This window comes from Frankia torreyi (assembly GCF_000948395.1).
GTDB lineage: Bacteria > Actinomycetota > Actinomycetes > Frankiales > Frankiaceae > Frankia > Frankia torreyi.
The window spans coordinates 1-15,548 of sequence record NZ_JYFN01000099.1 but is presented as its reverse complement, the minus strand read 5'-3'; the positions used below and the strand labels follow the sequence as shown (position 1 = coordinate 15,548).

At 70.4% G+C, this 15,548-nt stretch carries 19 protein-coding genes; 13 read left to right on the top strand and 6 right to left on the bottom strand.

The genetic code is table 11. The features are described 5' to 3' along the window. The first annotated feature begins 351 nt into the window (after positions 1–351). Positions 352–852: a hypothetical protein gene (locus FF36_RS30080; protein WP_044888593.1), complete on the top strand. Its 501-nt coding sequence runs from the start codon at positions 352–354 to the stop codon at positions 850–852. Then, positions 839–3,004: a recombinase family protein gene (locus FF36_RS30075; RefSeq protein WP_044888592.1), complete on the top strand. Its 2,166-nt coding sequence runs from the start codon at positions 839–841 to the stop codon at positions 3,002–3,004. Before FF36_RS30080 ends, FF36_RS30075 begins: the two co-directional genes overlap by 14 nt. Here FF36_RS30075 and FF36_RS41320 read toward each other — a convergent pair. The 3 genes from FF36_RS41320 to FF36_RS36225 all read right to left on the bottom strand — a co-directional run bounded on the left by FF36_RS41320 (position 2,999) and on the right by FF36_RS36225 (position 5,086). Next, positions 2,999–3,406: a transposase gene (locus tag FF36_RS41320; RefSeq protein ID WP_242419876.1), complete on the bottom strand. Its 408-nt coding sequence runs from the start codon at positions 3,404–3,406 to the stop codon at positions 2,999–3,001. The genes FF36_RS30075 and FF36_RS41320 overlap by 6 nt on opposite strands. A gap of 50 nt (positions 3,407–3,456) precedes the next feature. After that, positions 3,457–3,945: a winged helix-turn-helix domain-containing protein gene (locus FF36_RS30065; RefSeq protein WP_052681623.1), complete on the bottom strand. Its 489-nt coding sequence runs from the start codon at positions 3,943–3,945 to the stop codon at positions 3,457–3,459. Positions 3,946–4,699: 754 nt separating this feature from the next. After that, a complete protein-coding gene (locus FF36_RS36225) occupies positions 4,700–5,086 on the bottom strand; it encodes a helix-turn-helix domain-containing protein (protein WP_044888591.1) in 387 nt (128 codons plus the stop codon). Positions 5,087–5,150: 64 nt separating this feature from the next. On the opposite strand from FF36_RS36225, the gene FF36_RS30055 reads away from it, so the two are divergent. The 8 genes from FF36_RS30055 (at position 5,151) to FF36_RS30020 (ending at position 10,277) form a co-directional block, all read left to right on the top strand. Continuing rightward, positions 5,151–5,390: a type II toxin-antitoxin system Phd/YefM family antitoxin gene (locus FF36_RS30055; RefSeq protein WP_044888598.1), complete on the top strand. Its 240-nt coding sequence runs from the start codon at positions 5,151–5,153 to the stop codon at positions 5,388–5,390. Next, positions 5,387–5,647, top strand: a complete 261-nt coding sequence (locus FF36_RS30050; protein ID WP_199865554.1) for a PIN domain-containing protein — start codon at positions 5,387–5,389, stop codon at positions 5,645–5,647. The genes FF36_RS30055 and FF36_RS30050 overlap by 4 nt, the downstream gene beginning before the upstream one ends. 209 nt (positions 5,648–5,856) lie before the next feature. Further along, positions 5,857–6,789: an AraC family transcriptional regulator gene (locus tag FF36_RS30045; protein WP_055871655.1), complete on the top strand. Its 933-nt coding sequence runs from the start codon at positions 5,857–5,859 to the stop codon at positions 6,787–6,789. A gap of 322 nt (positions 6,790–7,111) precedes the next feature. Then, the gene (locus tag FF36_RS30040) at positions 7,112–7,573 is read left to right on the top strand and encodes a cupin domain-containing protein (protein WP_242419874.1); all 462 of its coding nucleotides are present in this window, start codon (positions 7,112–7,114) and stop codon (positions 7,571–7,573) included. Further along, entirely contained in the window at positions 7,570–8,418 is an 849-nt protein-coding gene (locus tag FF36_RS30035; protein ID WP_044888589.1) for an SDR family oxidoreductase, read from the top strand. Before FF36_RS30040 ends, FF36_RS30035 begins: the two co-directional genes overlap by 4 nt. 78 nt (positions 8,419–8,496) lie before the next feature. Then, complete coding sequence (locus FF36_RS30030; protein ID WP_044888588.1) at positions 8,497–9,471, top strand: alpha/beta hydrolase; 975 nt, start codon at positions 8,497–8,499, stop codon at positions 9,469–9,471. 120 nt (positions 9,472–9,591) lie between these two features. Beyond that, entirely contained in the window at positions 9,592–9,855 is a 264-nt protein-coding gene (locus FF36_RS30025; protein WP_242422991.1) for a type II toxin-antitoxin system Phd/YefM family antitoxin, read from the top strand. Beyond that, on the top strand, positions 9,852–10,277 hold the full coding sequence (locus tag FF36_RS30020; RefSeq protein WP_044888587.1) for a type II toxin-antitoxin system VapC family toxin: 426 nt from the start codon (positions 9,852–9,854) through the stop codon (positions 10,275–10,277). The genes FF36_RS30025 and FF36_RS30020 overlap by 4 nt, the downstream gene beginning before the upstream one ends. Positions 10,278–10,314: 37 nt before the next feature. Here the strand turns inward: FF36_RS30020 and FF36_RS30015 are convergent, their stop codons facing one another. Next, positions 10,315–11,250, bottom strand: coding sequence for an SDR family oxidoreductase (locus FF36_RS30015; protein ID WP_044888586.1), 936 nt, complete (start codon positions 11,248–11,250; stop codon positions 10,315–10,317). Between the two features lie 153 nt (positions 11,251–11,403). Here FF36_RS30015 and FF36_RS30010 point away from each other — a divergent pair, with 153 nt between their 5' ends. Further along, complete coding sequence (locus FF36_RS30010; RefSeq protein ID WP_044888585.1) at positions 11,404–12,015, top strand: TetR/AcrR family transcriptional regulator; 612 nt, start codon at positions 11,404–11,406, stop codon at positions 12,013–12,015. Between the two features lie 21 nt (positions 12,016–12,036). On the opposite strand, the gene FF36_RS30005 is transcribed toward FF36_RS30010, so the two are convergent. Then, complete coding sequence (locus FF36_RS30005; RefSeq protein ID WP_044888584.1) at positions 12,037–12,891, bottom strand: helix-turn-helix transcriptional regulator; 855 nt, start codon at positions 12,889–12,891, stop codon at positions 12,037–12,039. A 143-nt stretch (positions 12,892–13,034) separates the two neighbouring features. Between FF36_RS30005 and FF36_RS30000 the strand changes: the two genes are divergently transcribed. Further along, positions 13,035–14,030, top strand: a complete 996-nt coding sequence (locus FF36_RS30000) for an aldo/keto reductase (protein WP_044888594.1) — start codon at positions 13,035–13,037, stop codon at positions 14,028–14,030. A 72-nt stretch (positions 14,031–14,102) separates the two neighbouring features. Here the strand turns inward: FF36_RS30000 and FF36_RS29995 are convergent, their stop codons facing one another. Beyond that, positions 14,103–14,861 (bottom strand): SDR family NAD(P)-dependent oxidoreductase, encoded by a 759-nt coding sequence (locus tag FF36_RS29995; RefSeq protein WP_044888583.1) that lies wholly within the window; start codon positions 14,859–14,861, stop codon positions 14,103–14,105. Positions 14,862–14,988: 127 nt separating this feature from the next. Here FF36_RS29995 and FF36_RS29990 point away from each other — a divergent pair, with 127 nt between their 5' ends. Beyond that, complete coding sequence (locus FF36_RS29990) at positions 14,989–15,459, top strand: MarR family winged helix-turn-helix transcriptional regulator (protein ID WP_044888582.1); 471 nt, start codon at positions 14,989–14,991, stop codon at positions 15,457–15,459. Positions 15,460–15,548 lie beyond the last annotated feature (89 nt).

Genomic DNA, 15,548 nt, shown 5'->3' with positions numbered 1-15,548 from the left:
CGGAAGATCCCCGCGCGGGCGGGGACGACTGCCACCGACCGCCTCTCTGCGCACGAAATGCAGGAAGATCCCCGCGCGGGCGGGGACGACGGCTCATGGCTCATCATCGACGGGTACGAAAAGGGAAGATCCCCGCGCGGGCGGGGACGACGCAACCGCGCCCCGTCGCGTACACGTCTGCGGGGGAAGATCCCCGCGCGGGCGGGGACGACACTTGCTGACCTGCACTTTCTCACAGGTAGGCCATCCAAATTTATCAGTGCGGGCGGGACGCGAAGGCATCTTGACAGGCAGCCAATAATGATCAACTATTGGTCGCGGCCTCTCGCTTGCCGGTGGTACAGATTTTGAATGGTCAGGGTCTGGTTACGGGGGTTGCGGATCCAGGGTCAGGTCGGTCTGGCCGAGGAAACCGGTGATGAGGTCGGGTCGGTACTGGATGCGTTTGAGCAGGGTCTTGATCGTGATGGTGAGCTGGTCGACGGTGACGCGGGTGTGGTTGCCCAGGTCGCGTTTGACATGCGCCCAGACCCCTTCAGTCGGTTTGCCGCGGTGCAGGTCGAGTTGGACAGGGCGGCGCTGACGCGCCGATTATCAGTGGGGAGGGGTTGCTGCGGCTGGTCGAGCTGGTTGATCAGCTACGGGCCCGTGAGCGGTGTGAAGGCGGTGCGTTGTGGACGGCACCGGAACAGACGATCTCCCCGGATCCCGGCGGGCATGCCGTGGGCGCTGCTGCCGGAGCCGAACCGGCGGGAGGCAGTCGCAGTCCTGATCGTGCTGGTGGAGCGGCTGGCAGGTCGGGCGGTCGGCAGCGGCGGGCGGGACGGCGGTGACGTCGATGCTGCTGTGTGAGCGCGAGGTCGGGAAGATCCAGGGTCAGCACCGGGATCGCCTGGCGGTGGTGTATGTGCGGCAGTCCTCCCGTCAGCAGGTGCTCGACCATGGCGAGTCGACCCGGTTGCAGTACGGGCTGGTCGAGCGGGCCGGGGCGCTGGGCTGGTCGTCGTCGCGGGTGCTGGTGATCGACGAGGATCTGGGGCGTTCGGCGGCCGGGGTGGCCGAGCGGCCGGGGTTCGCTCGCCTGGTTACCGAGATCACCATGGGGCATGTGGGCCTGGTGGTGGGGTTGGAGATGTCGCGGCTGGCCCGCGCGGGACGTGACTGGCACCAGCTGGTCGAGCTGTGCTCGCTGGCCGGGGTCCTGCTGGCCGACACCGACGGGGTCTACGATCCGAACGAGTACAACGACCGGCTGCTGCTCGGGTTGAAGGGCACCATGAGCGAGGTCGAGCTGCACGTGCTCAAGCAGCGGATGACAGCGGGGCGGCTGGCCAGGGCGGGCCGCGGGGAGTTGGCGGTGCCGCTGCCGGCCGGATATGTGCGCCGCCCCTCGGGCGAGGTCGCCCTCGATCCGGACGAGCAGGTCCAGGCGGTGGTGCGCCTGGTGTTCGAGCTGTTCGAGCGGCTGGGCACCGTGCACGCGGTGTTGCGGTTCCTGGTCGAGCATCGGGTGCAGATCGGGATGCGGGAGCGGTCGGGGCCGGGCAAGGGCGAGGTGGTCTGGCGTCCGCCTCACCAGCAGGGCCTGGTCAACATGCTGCGCAATCCGGCGTATGCGGGGATCTACGCCTACGGCCGCAGCCGCACCGACCCGTCCCGGCGGCGACCCGGCCGCGAGCACTCCGGACGGGTCCGCGGCCTACAGGCCGAGCAGTGGCAGGTACGCATCGACGGCGCGCTGCCCGCCTACATCGGCGCCGAGCAGTACGAGCGCAATCTCGCGCGGATGGCCGCCAACCGGGCGCGGGCCGACAGCCTGGGAGCCCCGCGGGACGGTCCGGCGCTGCTGGCCGGGCTGGTGGTCTGCGGGCACTGCGGCCAGCGGATGCAGGTCGCCTACGAGGCCGGAGCCTGCGGGCCGGTCCACCGCTACTGCTGTCAGCGACGCCATCACACCTACGGCGAGCCGCGCTGCCAGCAGATGGCCGGGCGCTGTGTGGACGACCATGTCGTCTCCCAGGTGCTGGACGCGCTGGCACCGGCGGCACTGGAGGTGTCGCTGGCCGCGGCCGAGCAGATCGAGGCGCACCGGGCCCAGGTGGACCGGATCTGGCGGCAGCGCCGCGAGCGCGCCGAGTATGCCGCCGAACGCGCCCGCCGCCAGTACCAGCTGGCCGAACCCGAAAACCGCCTGGTGGTCAGACAGCTCGAGCGCGAGTGGGAACAGGCGCTGGCTGCCCGAGCGCAGTTCGCCGAGGACCACGCGCGGTTCGCCCGTCAGCACCCCACCCGGCTGTCCGGCGCCGAGCAGACCGCGATCCGCGCCCTGGCCGCCGACATCCCGGCGCTGTGGTCGGCCCCGACGACCACCACCGCCGACCGCAAGAGACTGATCCGCGCCGTGGTCGACCAGGTCACGGTCACCGCCGCGGGCACCAGCGAGCAGGTCCACGCCACCATCACCTGGGCCGGCGGCCACCAGACCCACGCCGACCTGGTCCGCCCGGTCGCACGCCTCGACCAGCTGTCCTACCACCCGGCACTGGTCGCCCGGCTCGCAGAACTGGTCGACGCGGGCCTGGGCAACGCCGCGATCGCCGACCAGCTCGCCGCCGACGGGTTCCGCACCCCCCACCTGCGCGAACGTTTCAACGTCGGCGAGATCCAGCACCTGGCCCGCCGCCTGGGCCTGCGACCCGGCCTGGACCACGACCGCCGCACCGACCGGGGCAGCCTCGGCCCCGACCAGTGGTGGCTGACCGACCTCGCCCGCCAGATCGCAATGCCAGCGGCGACCCTCTACACCTGGGTACGGCGCGGCTGGGCCACCGGACGCCAGGACAGCCGACCGCCCTACCGCTGGATCATCACCGCCAACCACGCCGAGGTCGAACGCCTGCGCGCCCTACACCAGCTCCCGGCCGGCTACCACAACCGCCGCCGCTGGACCGACGACCCAGCCGACCAGCAGTTCCAGCACCAGCACGGAGGCAACACATCATGAACGAATACGCGCCTCGTAGTCCGGCAAACCTATCTCGACGGGGTTGAGGTCGGGGGCGTAGGTGGGCAGGCGGATCACGGTGAGCCAGCTGGCGTGGCGGGTGAGGAACACCCGCATGGCGGCGCTGTGGTGGGTGTTGAGGTTGTCCCAGCACAGGATGATCGGGGCGTGGAGTTGGTGGTGCGCGGCGACGATCAGGGTGGCGTAGTCGTCTTCGGAGAAGCTGCGGCGCTCACCTTTGCGGCCGTGGTGGGCCAGGACCCGGTAGAACAGCCGGGGCCGCTGACCGGGCCGGTAGCAGACCAGGGCCGCCATCGACACCCGTCCCGAGCCCTTCCCGGATACCCGCACGGTCGGGGTGTCTCCTCGGGGTGCCCAGGTCCGGGCCTTCGGGGGGCGCAGNCCCTGCCCCGCCTCGTCCTCGAAGACGATCCACGCGCCGGTCGTCGCCGCTAGCCTCGTACCTTCGCCCAGGTCTCAGCCCGCCACGCGGCGACTTTCTGATCGTCGCGTTCGGTGGCTCGGCGGGCGGGGACCTGGGGGCTGTAACCCATGCGGTGCAGCAGATACGAGGTACCGCGCAGGGTGTACCGGACGTGGAACAGCCGGCCGATCAGAGTGGTGACCCGGGCCAGGGTCCACCGCTGGTCCGGCCAGCCGTGCGCGGCCGGACCCCGGGCCAGTTCCACGCGTAGCCGGTCGAGCTGACGATCGGACAGCCGGCACGACACCCCACTCGGCCCGGCCGACACCAGCGCCGTTTCGCCACCGGCCCGCCAGCGTCGCTTCCACTGGTAGGCCGACTTCGTGCTCACCCGCAGCCGCCCAGCGACCTCCACCGGGTCGACCCCCGCAGCGAACAGGCCCGCGGCCTGCACCCGGACCGCTTCCCGGCGAGCACGACCCTCCGCCGTTAAGCCACCACCATCCGCATATCTCATACCTCCGGTAAGTCACGATGGCGGCCAGGTTATACCCGGGCAGACCGGATGTGATCAAACAGACCCCGACCATTCAAGATCTGTAGCACGCGAGCACAAAGGTGTGCGTCGGACAGGGCGTTTGGTCGCGGCATCCACGAAGGCGAGTCCCGCGCGGACGCGGCCGAACTCGACGGGCTTGGTCGGCCACGGAATGCCGCACGATGGCCCACGTAGGGGATCATCAGCCACAGCGGTGGACTGCACGGCCTGGGCACGACACCGCCGGGCCAGCCCGGCCAGTCCATCCTCGCCGCCCAGCCAGCCGACGAGGGTTAGGTGGCGGTGAAGGTGCGGCGGACGTGGCTGGTGGGCGTCGGCACCTGGCCAGGGATCGTCGTGCTGCAGTTGATCCTGACCTGGCAAGCGCCTCGGCGTCACCGGCGTCCGCCTGAAACGGGCTGCGGCCCGGCTCCCCGAGACGGGAACCGGGCCGGAAAACATGATCGTTGTGGCCGGGATGTGGGCGCGAACGGCGCGGTCAGGCGCGTACTTCCCCGACACGCTCCGACATTACACAGCGTGAAACATGCTGGTGAGGAACCCTGGCCGTCACCATCCGACAGCGGTTGACACACGGTCGGGCCGGCTTTTAACCGGCGAGTTCAGGGTTCGAGTCCCTGACGGCCCACCTAGTTACTGATCAGGCCTGTGACCTGCGCGGGTGTGGTTTGCGATCTATCGCTGTGAGGTCGGTGTCTCGGAGCGGTGCTGGTCAGGACGTCGGTGGCTGGTTCGAGCCCCGGGTAGACAACCGGGTTGCCGCCACCCGAACCGCTGTTTCCAGCCAGACGCCGGGCATGGGCGGGGCCGGCAGGGCGGCGTGTCGTAGGTGGGCGAGGACAGCGAGGACAGCGAGCACGCGGCGGTGGCCGTGGTCCACCTCGGCCAGCCCGATCTTGATCAGTAGGTGGCGTACGTGTCCTTCGACGGTGCGTTCGCTGACGACGAGCCGTCGGGCGATGTCGGCGAGCCAGATGGCCTCGGTCGACAGGATGTACCGGCGGCCCGCGGCGGCCGGTACCTGAAGCGCCAGCCGGTGTGCGGTGGCGACGTCGCGGGCGTCGACGGGGGCAAAGTCGAGTGTCGCGATCTTCGGCACCCGGCTGGGCGAGGCGCCCCCTGACGGATAGCGTAGGTACGTACCTACCAGGGAGGTGGTCGAGATGTCGATCGTCTCATCGTGGGAGTTCAACCGCGACGTGAGCGCGGTCAAGCGGGCCGCCGCCAATGGCCCTGTGATCATTACGGATCACGGTAGGCCATCGCACGTCCTGCTGTCGTTCGCCGACTATCAGCGGCTCACGGGCACCGCGGGCAGTCTGGGCGACGTATTCGTTCTGGACGAGGACATCGACTTCGAGCCTGTGCGTCCACGGGACTCGCTGCGCGAGGTCGACCTGTGAGTTTCCTGCTCGACACCAACGTCATCTCGGAACTCCGCAAACCGTCCACGCGCAGGGACGACCGATTCAACGCCTGGGCAGAAACCCTGTCGCCATCAGGCACCTTCCTCTCCGTCATCACCTTGCTCGAACTGCGCGCCGGCATCGAAACCAAGCGACGACACGACCCGCGGCAGACGGCCGTCCTCGACTCGTGGCTGGATCACAGCGTGCTACCCGCCTACACAGGTCGACTTCTCGGCGTCGACCAAGACTGATTGACAACGGTCCTGCGCCGGCTTCCACGGAGTGCCCGCGTGCCATCAGGGCCAGCACCGCTCGTTCCCGGTCTGTGAGCCTGCCCAGCGGGTCGCCGGGGGAGCTGATTGCCTCGCCTGCTCGACGGCCTCTCGCTGTGCAGACTGGGTTGGACACGGCGAGGCGACCCGCGCCGCGGGGCCTGAGGACGAGAGCACAGGAGCTCAGCGTGACGGCAGATCCGTTGGCGTCGGGGGCGATGCGGTTCGCCGCGGCTGACCTGGCGCAGCGCTTCGACCAGGACGTGCGGTGTGCGACCCGACGTTGCAGCGTGCGGGATACCGGTTGGGAGTCGGTGCTCGTCCGGGTCGCTCAGCGCTGTGATTCCTCGGGACGCGCGGACATGGGCGTCCTGCCCCATCCCCGGATCATGCTCGTGACCCGTGGAAGCGTGGCCGTGCAACGACGCGACGGAGTAGCGCGGCGATCCGCCCAGCTCGCGCCGGGGAAGGCGTGGATCGTCCCAGCCGGAGTACCGCTGAGTTATGAGTGGACGCAGGCGGGGAGCGGCATCCGCGAGCTCGTTGTCATGGTTCTCCCGGCAGACGATCTCGCGCGTACCGCCGCCCTGCTGAGCCATCGACGGTCCTCGCCGGTCACCCTGACGGAGCCGGTGTTGACCGAGGACCGCGTCGTGCGCAGCGTCCTGACCGCGCTCACGCACGCGATGGCCGCGGGAGTCGACGAGCTGTACGCGCAGACCTCGGCGGCCTTCCTGCTCGCCCATGTGCTCAGCCACTACGGGACCGGATCGCCGGGGCCCGTCGGCGTCGGGAGGGAGGACGCCCGGGTCCGGACGGCGGTCGAGTTCATGCGGGACAACCTTCACCTGCCCCTGTCGCTCGCCGACCTGGCCGGCAGCGCCGGGCTGAGCCCGTATCACTTCCTGCGCGTCTTTCACGCCTCGACGGGACTGCCGCCACGCCGGTTTCTCACCCGCCTGCGGATCGACGTGGCGCGGCATCGTCTCGAGGACAGCGATCTGTCCGTCGCCGACATCGCGCGGCAGTGCGGGTTCAGCAGCGCCAGCCAGTTCTCGACCGCGTTCCGCCGCGAGACCGGTATGGCGCCTCGGGCGTTCCGCCGCAGCCGCGCGACGTAGGGGCTACGACCGGCCGCGATCGACTGCGAACTACCGCAATCGACTGCGACCGGCCGCGATGGACTGCGGCCGGCCGCGACCACACGTGACCGAGCCTGAGGCGCGAGCGCCGCAATAAGGAACATCTTTGTAGCAATCAAGCGCATACGCGCCGGATGCGTGTACGCCTAGGCTCGAGGCGTGGTCACCATGAGGCTTAGCGCGTGGATGCCAGAAATCGCACCCGGTTGAGGGCTCCGTCCCGCGTGGCGCGCCGTGCCGGCCCCGGGCTGGAAGGCGCGATGGACGTTGCACCGACGATGCGAAGGAGAACGGCGTGAGCATGCTCTATCTCGCCCAGGCCCAGCAGCAACAGCAGCTCGAATGGCTCGACGGCGGAACTCTCACGATGGTGCTCGACGGCGCGGCGACCGACGGCCAGCTGATGATGGGCAGATTCGACGTCAGCGAGGGCGAGGCGCCGCCTTATCACACGCACACCCTCGAGGACGAGGTGTTCATGCTGATCAGCGGTACCGCGCTGGTCTGGTACGACGACCGCGAGTACGAGCTGTCCGAAGGCGGCGTGGTCTTCCTCCCCAAGGGTAAGCCGCACGCCTACCGGATCACGTCGAAGAAGGCCGACCTATTGATGATCAACACGCCGGCCGGCATTGAGGGCATGTTCCGCTACAGCGGCCGCGACAAGTCCACCCCGCGACCCGACGGCTTCCAGATTTCCCCCGAACGGATGGCCGAAGCGGCCGAGAAGTTCGGCAATATCGTCGTCGGACCGCCGCGATGAAGATCCTCGCGACCGGGGCAACCGGCACGTTCGCCGGGCTGGTCGTGCCCGCTCTCGTGCGCCACGGCATCGACGTACGCGCGGTCGTGCACGATCCGGGCAAGCGCGACATCCCGCTGAGGCACGGCGCGGGCGAGACCGTCACCGCGGACCTCGGTGACCCGGCCAGTCTGCGCGCCGCGTTCGACGGCGTCGACGGCGCATTTCTGATCACCCCGGCCTTCGCGCCGGACGCGACGAAAATGGGACTCAACCTCGTTGAGGCGGCGCAGTCCGCCGGCATCCGTAAGATCGTCTACAACGGCGTCTACCACCCCTCCCTACCGTTGGAGAACCACGCCAGCACCCGGCCGATCGAGGCGGCCCTCTACGCCTCGACGCTGGACTTCACGATCCTGCAGCCCGCGATGTACATGCAGGGCCTCGACGGCGCCTACGAGCAGGCCCGCCGCACCGGCACGCTCGTCATGCCCTGGTCGAAGCACGCGAAGATGACCTACGTCGACTACCGCGACGTCGCCGAGGCCGCCGCGCTCGCGTTCGTCGACGATCGGCTCTCCTTCGGCACGTTCGAGCTCGCCGCACCCGGCACGGTGGACCGCGTGCGGCTCGCCGAGCTGATGACCGAGGCCGCCGGTCGCGCGGTGACCGCCGAGGACCTGCCCACCGGGTTCACGTTGCCGCCCGGGCAGCCCGCCGGTCTGGGCGCGATGTTCGCCGAGTACGACCGGCACGGCTTCCATGGCGGCAATGCACTCGTGCTCCGCACGATCCTGCGGCGCGAGCCGCGCACACTGGCCGCCTACATCGCGGAACTCGGCGCATCCGGGCCGGGCGCGTCATGACCTGCCGGGGGGCTCACCGCCCGCCGACCCCCCGCGCCGCCCACCGGATCTTCAAGCCCAGGGAAGGACATCGGACCGTTGACGCTTGAACTCGATCCGCAGATCGCCGAGGCGCTCGGCCCCCTCATGGCCGGGCTGGCCGATGTGGCACCGCCGCCGGTGGGCGATGTCGACGGCCGCCGCGTCGTCATGAACACGATGCTCGCCACCGTCGACCGGCTTCAGCCCACCGCCGACGACGTCCGCATCACCGATCACGAGCTGACCACCGCGGACGGAGCCAGGCTGCTCCTGCGCTGGTATCGAACCAGCGACACCGACACCAGCGACACCGACGACGTCGCGCCCGGCCCCGCGGTGCTGTACCTCCACGGCGGCGGCATGATCCTCGGCAGCGTGTCGATCAACGACGGCGCCGTCAGCCGCCTGGTGTCACGCAGCGGCGTGCCCTTCCTCGCCGTGGACTACCGTCTCGCCCCCGAGCACCCGTTCCCCACCCCGGTCGAGGACGTCTACGCCGGGCTGCAGTGGCTGCACGAGCACGCCACCGAGCTCGCCGTCGATCCGGCTCGCATCGCCGTCATGGGCGACAGCGCGGGCGGCGGCCTGGCGGCCGCGGTGTCGATCCTCGCCCGCGACCGCGGCGGACCGGCCATCGCGCGACAACTGCTGATCTTCCCGATGCTCGACGACCGCACCACGATTCCGGACCCGCACATCGTGCCCTACGCCGCCTGGACCTACGAGGACAACATCACCGGCTGGCAGGCGTTCCTCGGTGCGCGCGCCGGTGGCACCGAGGTACCGGCACTCGCGGCTCCCGCCCGGCTCGAGGACGCGACCGGGCTGCCACCGGCCTACCTCGAGGTCGGCCAGCTCGACATCTTCCGCGACGAGGATCTGGCCTACGCGCTGCTGCTCAGCCGCGGTGGTGTGCCCGTCGAACTGCACCTCACCCCAGGCGCCCCGCACGAGTACGACGCCATCGCCTACCAGAGCGACGCCGCGCGCCGCGCCATGGCCGACCGGATCAGGGTCATCCGCTCCCTGTGACCGCCCCACCGTCCAGCCAAGCCGGGGACCGCCGGCCGGCGGGTGCCTGGCCGGGGCTCGATGCCCGCAACCACTACGTAGGACATGATGTTCTACACTGGGCGCGTGGACAGGGTCGGGGTGCGGGAACTCAATCAGAGCACCAGCCAGGTCATCGACCGGGTTCGGCGCGGAGAGACGATCGAGGTGACCGACCGCGGGCGTCCGGTTGCGCGGCTGGTCCCCATCGGCCGTGGCACAGCAGCGCTCGACCGCCTTGTGACGGAGGGCCGCGCGATACCGCCGGCGACGGAGGGGCCGGTGCCCATGCCGCCGCTTCTTGGCGACCCCGCCGTCAGCGCGACCAACGATCTGATCGCCATGCGGGACGAGGAACGCTGGTGATCTACCTGGATTCGGCGGCAGTAGTGAAACTTGTCGTGGCCGAACCTGAAAGCCCCGCGCTTGTTGACTGGCTCAACGTCCGCGACGCCCTACCACGTTTCACCTCCACCCTGGCGGAGGTGGAGGTGACGCGCGCGATCAGGCGAGCCGCCCCGGAAGCACTCGGGCGCGTGCCGCGAGTACTGGACCGGATGTACCGCCTGGAAATCGATGCCCACGTGCGCGCCGTCGCGGCCGCCTTTGATGACCCGCTCCTACGGTCTCCCGACGCCATTCACCTCGCTACCGCCCTTCGGCTGTCCGACGAGAACGACACTCGGATGGAGGCGTTTGTCACCTACGACAAGCGCCTTCTCGAAGCGGCGCGCCGAGCCGATCTCCCGACCGCGGCGCCGGGGCCGCACTCCGCTGCGGGGAGCTGATCGACGGGGTCCTGTCCCAGCTGAACCGGTGGGAGTATCAGGCGAAGTAGTGGCCTTCCTTGAGGTCGGCGATCAGGCCCGGACGGGTTGGCTGCCAGCCGAGTAGGTCGCGGGTGATCTGCGCGGAGGCGGGGCCGTCGAATCCCCAGAAGCCGCCGAGGAAGCCGACGTAATCCCCGATCTGGTCGGGGGTGACGGAGACCGCGGGAAGGTCGAGATGGGCGGCGAGGACCTCGGCGACCTCGCGGAGGGGGACGCCCTCGTCGCCGACCGCATGCAGCGCCGAACCGGGCGGCGCCGCTTCGAGGGCGAGGCGGAACAGGCGCGCGGCGTCGTCGCGGTGGACGGCCGGCCAGCGGTTGGTTCCGTCGCCGACGTAGGCCGCGGCGCCCTTCTGACGCGCGAAGTCGATCGCGGTCGGGATGAACCCGTTGTCGCCGTCGCCGTGGGTGGCCGGTGGCAGCCGCACGACCGAGGAGCGGACCCCGCGGGCAGCGAGCGCGAGCGTGTAGTTGGCGTTGTCGATCCGCCCGTTCGCCCCGCTGATCGGGACCTCGCGATCGGCGTCCTGCGCGGCGCGCCCGTCGTTCTCGGTGGCGACGACTCCCGGCGGTAGGCCGAGCACGCCGAGGATGCCGGAGGCGATGACGAACGGCTTGTCGGTGCCGGCGAGGGCCTCACCGAAGGTCCCGATCGCCGCGCGGTCGGCGTCGGTGGCGCCGGCGAAGTCGCCGGCGAAGGCGATGTCGTGCTTGAACGCGAGGTGGATGACGCCGTCGGCGGCCGCGGCGGCGTCACGCAGGATGTCGAGGTCGTCGAGCGATCCCGCGCGGACCTCGGCCCCCGCCGCCCGCAGGGTGACGGCCGCGGCCTCGGAGCGGGCGAGCCCGGTGACCGTGTGACCGGCGGCGATCAGGTCGGGGACGAGCCCGCGACCGACCCAGCCTGACGCTCCAGTGAGGAACACATGCATGGGAAACCTCCACGATGGGGGCGCGCACCGGGGTGGATGCGCGGCGAGCGACCCGGGATGCCCGTCTACCATTGATAGTACGACCGTACTAGAAATGACAGTATGCGGCCGTACCAGCAACGTCAAACCACGACGACCCGGGAGGCGGCGGCCATGGCGGGACGGCCGGTCAACCATCAGCGGCGGGCCGAGCTGCTCGACGCGGCGGTCGAGTACGCGGCCGAGTACGGGTTCTCCGAGCTGACGTGGCGGCCCGTCGCCGCCGCCCTCGGGGTGTCGCCCACGACGTTGGTGCATCACTTCGGCACCAAGGAGCAGATGCTCGAGGCCATCCTCGGACGCCTGCGGGAGCGCATCTTCGCGGCCACTCGCGACCTGGCCGGCGAGCAGCCCGACCTGGCCGCGGAGGCCCGCGCGTCCTGGACCCGGGCGTTCGACCCGCAACACGAAGCGGAGTTCAGGCTGTTCTTCGCGGTCTACGGGCGCGCACTACAGGCTCCGCAGCAGTTCGCGGCGTTCCTCGAGCACGTCGTCGCCTACTGGATGAGCGCCCTGGTCGACGCCCAGGGACCGGACACCGACCCGGCGACCGCGACGCGCACGGCCACCCTCGTGATCGCCACCATCCGCGGGCTGCTGCTCGACCTGCTCGCCACCGGTGATCGGGACCGGGTCCAGGACGCGGCCGAAACCTTCCTCGCCGCCCTCGAACGCCCCGCCACCCTCGAAGGCGGCACGCAGCCGTCGGTCGCGCGGCCCCGGTGAGCCGCACCGGCCCGCCTCACGTCAGGGGCGTGCCCGGAGCCCCTTGGGAAAGTCCTCGAGGCCGAGCACGCGCAGCAGCTCCAGCCGCTCGTGGGCCTCGGTATTCGCCGGGGTGAGCACCAGCAGCCGCTGACCCTGGTCGGGGGTGACCAGGGTCTCGCAGTCCATCAGCAGGCGGCCCACCCGCGAGTGGAGCATGGTCTTGCGGTCGGCCCGCCTCACCGCCACCTCATGCTCGGCCCAGAACCGGCGGAAGTCGGTACTCGCGGCCTGCAACCGCTCGACGAGTCCAGCGACCGTGGGGTCGCCGGACCGCCGGCCGGCGACCGCGCGCAGGTCGGCGACAATCTGACGAGCCCGGTGTTCTTGTTCCTCCACCGGGCAGGCGGCCCGGGCAGCGGGGTCGGTGAACCACCGATACGCGATGTAGCGCCGGTCGCCGGAGAAGCCGGTGTGATCGCCCTGCAGCAGGATGGCCGCCCGGTTCTGGGCGAGAACCTCCCCCAGGTCGGACAGCACCAGGGCCGGGGTGTCGCCGAGCAGATCAAGCATGCGCACCAGGCCGGCGCGAGCCAGGCGGGCCACGCCGTCGGCGGGCGGGGGCCGGTGGCCGGCCAGGTAGAACAGGTGGTCGCGTTCGTCGTCGGCGAGGCGCAACGCCCGGGCCAGCGCGCCGAGGAGTTGGGTCGAGGGCTGGCTGCTGCGGCCCTGCTCGAGGCGTACGACGTAGTCGACCGACATGCCGGCGAGCATGGCCACCTCCTCCCGGCGCAGGCCGGTGGTGCGGCGCCGGGGGCCGTCGGCGATCCCGACCTCGGCCGGTCGCATCGTCTCGCGGCGGCGGCGCAGGAAGTCGGCGAGCTCGGCACGCTGCATGGATTCATGCTCCCTCGGACCCGGCAGGCCGAGCCAGGGAGCCGCGCTCCCACGATGAACACTCCGCTGCCGCCCGTCCCGGCGCAGGCGCATGGTGGGTGGCGCCGGCGACGACGGGCGCCAGCGACAACGAGGAGAACGCGATGCAGACACGAACCCTGGGCAGCACCGGACCGGCCGTCTCCGCGCTGGGCCTGGGTGCGATGGGCATGTCGGGGGCTTACGGCGCGGCCGACCGCGCGGAGAGTATCGCCACCGTGCACGCCGCGCTGGAGGCCGGCGTCACGCTGATCGACACCGCCGATTTCTACGCCATGGGCCACAACGAGCTGCTGCTCGCCGAGGCGCTGCGCGGCCGGGACCGCGACAGCTACACGCTGAGCGTCAAGTTCGGCTCGCTGCGGGGACCGGGCTCCGAGTTCGGCGGGCATGACGGCCGTCCCGAGGCGGTGAAGAACTTCCTGGCCTACTCGCTGACCCGGCTGGGCACCGATCACCTCGACATCTACCGTCCCGCCCGGCTGGACCCCGGGGTACCGATCGAGGAGACGGTGGGCACGATCAAGGAGATGATCGACGCCGGTCATGTCCGACACATCGGGCTCTCGGAGGTCAACGCCGAGACGATACGACGGGCGCACGCCGTGCACCCGATCGCCGATCTGCAGATCGAGTACTCGCTGCTGTCCCGCGCGGTGGAGGCGGACATTCTGCCTACGCTGCGGGAACTGGGCATCGGCCTGACCGCGTACGGGGTCCTCGGGCGGGGCCTCATCTCCGGGCACTGGAGCGCCGGTCACGTCGCCGGCCCTGGCGATGTCCGCGGCCTCAGCCCGCGGTTCTCGAACGGGAACGTGGAACACAATCTCGCCCTGGTGGAGGCACTGCGCCGGGTCGCCGAGGCGAAGGGCTGCACCGTCGCCCAGCTCGCCATCGCCTGGGTGGCCGCGCAGGGCCGGGACATCGTGCCGCTGATCGGCGCCCGCACCCGCCAGCGACTGGCCGAGGCACTGCCCGCGACGGAGCTGAACCTCACCCTGGACGACTTCGCCGAGATCGAGAAGGCGGTGCCGGCGGGCGCGGCGCGCGGCGATCGGTATCCATCCGCGCACATGTCGAGCCTCGGCGTGGGGAACTGATTCCGACCCCGACCCCGATTCTCGGCCGCTGGCGTCGCTACCCTGCCCTGCACCCCTCAGGCCGTACGACGGTCACAGCAGGTGGCGGCCTCCGTCGACGTTGAGCGTCTGGCCGGTGACGAAGGCGGCGTCGTCGGAGGCGAGGAAGAAGACCGGGCCGGCCAGGTCCTCGGCGGTCTCGTCCCGCTGGAGCGCCCGCAACTGTCGCTGCTCCGCCAGCACCGACGCGGGAATCACGTCGGCCGCCGCCGGGGTGGCGGTGAGCCCCGGGGTGACCAGGTTGACCGTGATGCCGTACCCGCCGAGCTCGCGCGCCAGGGTCCGGGTCAGGCCCATGATGCCGCCCTTGGACGCGACGTAGGCCGACTGCAGGGGCGTACCGCTGAAGACCGAGCCGGACCCGATGTTCACGATGCGACCGCGGCCGCTCGCCTTCATGAGGGGGACGAACGCCCGCGTCATGAGGAAGGTGCCGGTGAGGTTGACCTCGAGCACCTGACGCCACAGCTCGACGGTCATCTCCTCGAAGGGAACCGAGGGGAAGATACCGGCGCAGTTGATCAGCACGTCGACGGTGTCGAAGCGTCGCCGCGTGGCCTCGGCCAGCTCGGCGACACTCTCCTCGCTGGAGATGTCCGCGACGACGGCGTGCAGCGACGGGTGCTGCCCGCCGGGCGCGCCCGAGTCCCACCGGGCGCGCCAGGTGGCGAGCGCCTCCGACGAGACGTCGGCGGCGACGACGGTGTCGCCCTGGGTCAGAAACCGGTCGACGATCTCGGAACCGATGCCGCCGGAGGCGCCGGTGACCACGACGGTGCGTGCTGCGCTCATAGCTCTGCTCCTCTCGAGCCGGATCGTGCCAATATCAGTTACATTATCAGGCACCTGACACATGTCCAGGCCGCTACCGTGGCCACGCAAGCACGGGCGCGACGGAGGAAACGGAACAGGGAGCACGGTGGCGGAGAACTTCGAGGAGCGGTTGCCGTACCTGATGCGGCGGGTGAGCACAGCGCTCGCCCAGCAGGTCGACCGAGCGCTGCGTGAGTTCTCGCTGACCCACACCCAGCTCGGCGCGCTCGCCCAGCTCGGCCTCGTGGACCCCGGGGCACTGTCCGGAGCCACTCTGGGCCAGCGCAACGGGGTCACCGCGCAGTCGATGTCGACGGCGATCGCCGGGCTGCTCGAGCGGGGCCTCGTCGACCGCGAGCCGCACCCCACCCACGGGCGGATCCTTCAGGTCCGGATCACGCCGGAGGGCACCGAGCTGCTCGCTCGCGCCCAGGCGGCGACCAGGAAAGCCGAGGATCGCACCCTGGCCTTCCTCGACGACGAGCAGCAGCGCCAGCTTCGGCGCGTGCTCCGCACGATGATGCAGGCCATGGACCTCTACCTGTACTTCCCCGACGCCGACGAGGACCGCGCCTAGAAGATCACTGAAAATCTTGCGGGGTGCTGGTGGGGGTGGATGGCCGTGGTTTAAGGGGGTGCGGCGGTCAGGGTCCAGCCGTTGGTGCT